Source organism: Sphingomonas kyungheensis (assembly GCF_037120395.1).
Classification (GTDB): domain Bacteria; phylum Pseudomonadota; class Alphaproteobacteria; order Sphingomonadales; family Sphingomonadaceae; genus Sphingomonas; species Sphingomonas kyungheensis.
This window is the reverse complement of sequence record NZ_JBBBDM010000028.1, coordinates 1-2539: the sequence shown is the minus strand read 5'-3', so window position 1 is coordinate 2539 and position 2539 is coordinate 1. Positions and strand designations below refer to the sequence as shown.

The 2539-nt window shown below is 68.0% G+C and carries 2 protein-coding genes; both read right to left on the bottom strand.

Annotation, left to right across the window (positions count from 1 at the left end; translation table 11 throughout):
• Positions 1-142 precede the first annotated feature (142 nt).
• Positions 143-1093 carry an IS5 family transposase gene (locus tag V8201_RS19010; protein ID WP_336546294.1) on the bottom strand — a complete coding sequence of 317 codons (951 nt, stop codon included), beginning with the start codon at positions 1091-1093 and terminating at the stop codon, positions 143-145.
• Between the two features lie 418 nt (positions 1094-1511).
• A complete protein-coding gene (locus V8201_RS19005; protein ID WP_336546294.1) occupies positions 1512-2462 on the bottom strand; it encodes an IS5 family transposase in 951 nt (316 codons plus the stop codon).
• Positions 2463-2539 lie beyond the last annotated feature (77 nt).

The following is a 2539-nucleotide window of genomic DNA, read 5'->3' as shown; positions in this document are numbered from 1 at the left end:
CGCGGGACCTTTGCAAAAGCCGTGACGGTTCGTCTGAGGCGGTATCTTACGAGTGGAACAAAGCGCGGCTGCATTTTGGCGCGGGTATGCCAGGGCGCAGGAGGAGCTCTGATCTGCCTGTGGGCCTGCGGGCCGGCGGGGCTCAGGCACGTGCGACGGCGCGGTTGAGGTTCCAGGCGATCAGGGTAAGCAAGGTGGCGCAGCGGTTTCGCGCAAGACCGAGAAAGCGCATGCGCCGCAGGCCGTAGGATCGTTTGAGCGTGCCGAACACGCCCTCGATCCGGCCCCGCACCCGCCCGATCAGGGCGTTGCGATGCTTCTGGCGGGGGGTAAGCGGATGGCCGCGCTGCGCGCGCTGCTGGGTCCGGTCGCGGATGCCGTCCCGGGCCAGACGCGCGCGCAGCCGCGGGCCGACATAGCCTTTGTCCGCCCACACCGCCGCCTCGTCGCCCGACACCAGGTCATGACCATGCTCGACCTCGGCGATGTTGGCCGGAGTGAGAAGCGCCCGGCGCACGATCAGGCTGTGCCGGTCGACCCCGACGTGCAGCTTGTAGCCGAACCACGCCTTGCCGCTGGCGTGCTTCTGCCAGGCCGCATCCGGATCCACCATCGAGCGGCCCCCACCGCGCTGGCGCGGCGGCTCGGCCGCCGCCGAGGCGATCAGCGTGGCATCCACCATCGTACCCGCCTTGACCACTAATCCATGCGCGTCGAGCTGGCGCACCACCTCATCGAACAGCTGCTCGATCAGCCCGTCTCGCGACAGCAGGCTGCGAAAGCGACTGATCGTGCTGTGGTCCGGCACGGCTTCATCAAGCGGCAGGCCGCAGAACCTGCGGAACGACAGGCGGTCGCCCAACGCCTCCTCCATCGCCGGGTCCGACAGGCCGTACCATCCCTCCAGCAACAGCACCTTGAACAGCGACAAAGGCCGAAAGGCAGGCCGTCCCGTCCGGTGCGCATGGATCGGCGCCAGCAACGCCTCCACCCGCGACCAGTCCATCAGCACCCCGATCCGTTCCAGCCGCGCATTGCCGCCCCCCACGACCAGCGCCTCGGCAAAACCGCCCGTGCCCTCAGCCCGATGCATCGCCACATCTCCCAAACCTCACGTCAGGACAGTGAATCACGCCTAGCGACTTTTGCAAAGGTCCCGCTTGCGCCGGGATGACGAGAGTGGGGGGTGACTGCGAAGCGGGCCGGAGGACGATACGTCGTGGAGCAGGCTGACGAGTTTAGGGACGGTGCCGCGCAGCGTGCCGGGCAGCTCGATGCGATGAGGGGCGGACGGCTCGACGTGATCTCGCTGCGAGCATTCAGACGAGTCCACCGCCTCGTTCAGTCTCCTTTCCGTCATCCCGGCGAAGGCGGGACCTTTGCAAAAGCCGTGACGGTTCGTCTGAGGCGGTATCTTACGAGTGGAACAAAGCGCGGCTGCATTTTGGCGCGGGTATGCCAGGGCGCAGGAGGAGCTCTGATCTGCCTGTGGGCCTGCGGGCCGGCGGGGCTCAGGCACGTGCGACGGCGCGGTTGAGGTTCCAGGCGATCAGGGTAAGCAAGGTGGCGCAGCGGTTTCGCGCAAGACCGAGAAAGCGCATGCGCCGCAGGCCGTAGGATCGTTTGAGCGTGCCGAACACGCCCTCGATCCGGCCCCGCACCCGCCCGATCAGGGCGTTGCGATGCTTCTGGCGGGGGGTAAGCGGATGGCCGCGCTGCGCGCGCTGCTGGGTCCGGTCGCGGATGCCGTCCCGGGCCAGACGCGCGCGCAGCCGCGGGCCGACATAGCCTTTGTCCGCCCACACCGCCGCCTCGTCGCCCGACACCAGGTCATGACCATGCTCGACCTCGGCGATGTTGGCCGGAGTGAGAAGCGCCCGGCGCACGATCAGGCTGTGCCGGTCGACCCCGACGTGCAGCTTGTAGCCGAACCACGCCTTGCCGCTGGCGTGCTTCTGCCAGGCCGCATCCGGATCCACCATCGAGCGGCCCCCACCGCGCTGGCGCGGCGGCTCGGCCGCCGCCGAGGCGATCAGCGTGGCATCCACCATCGTACCCGCCTTGACCACTAATCCATGCGCGTCGAGCTGGCGCACCACCTCATCGAACAGCTGCTCGATCAGCCCGTCTCGCGACAGCAGGCTGCGAAAGCGACTGATCGTGCTGTGGTCCGGCACGGCTTCATCAAGCGGCAGGCCGCAGAACCTGCGGAACGACAGGCGGTCGCCCAACGCCTCCTCCATCGCCGGGTCCGACAGGCCGTACCATCCCTCCAGCAACAGCACCTTGAACAGCGACAAAGGCCGAAAGGCAGGCCGTCCCGTCCGGTGCGCATGGATCGGCGCCAGCAACGCCTCCACCCGCGACCAGTCCATCAGCACCCCGATCCGTTCCAGCCGCGCATTGCCGCCCCCCACGACCAGCGCCTCGGCAAAACCGCCCGTGCCCTCAGCCCGATGCATCGCCACATCTCCCAAACCTCACGTCAGGACAGTGAATCACGCCTAGCGACTTTTGCAAAGGTCCCGCCTTCGCCGGG

Excerpts from the sequence above, each read along its gene's own strand:
- V8201_RS19005 (WP_336546294.1), bottom strand. The coding sequence starts at position 2,462 with ATGCATCGGGCTGAGGGCACGGGCGGTTTTGCCGAGGCGCTGGTCGTG.
- V8201_RS19010 (WP_336546294.1), bottom strand. The coding sequence starts at position 1,093 with ATGCATCGGGCTGAGGGCACGGGCGGTTTTGCCGAGGCGCTGGTCGTG.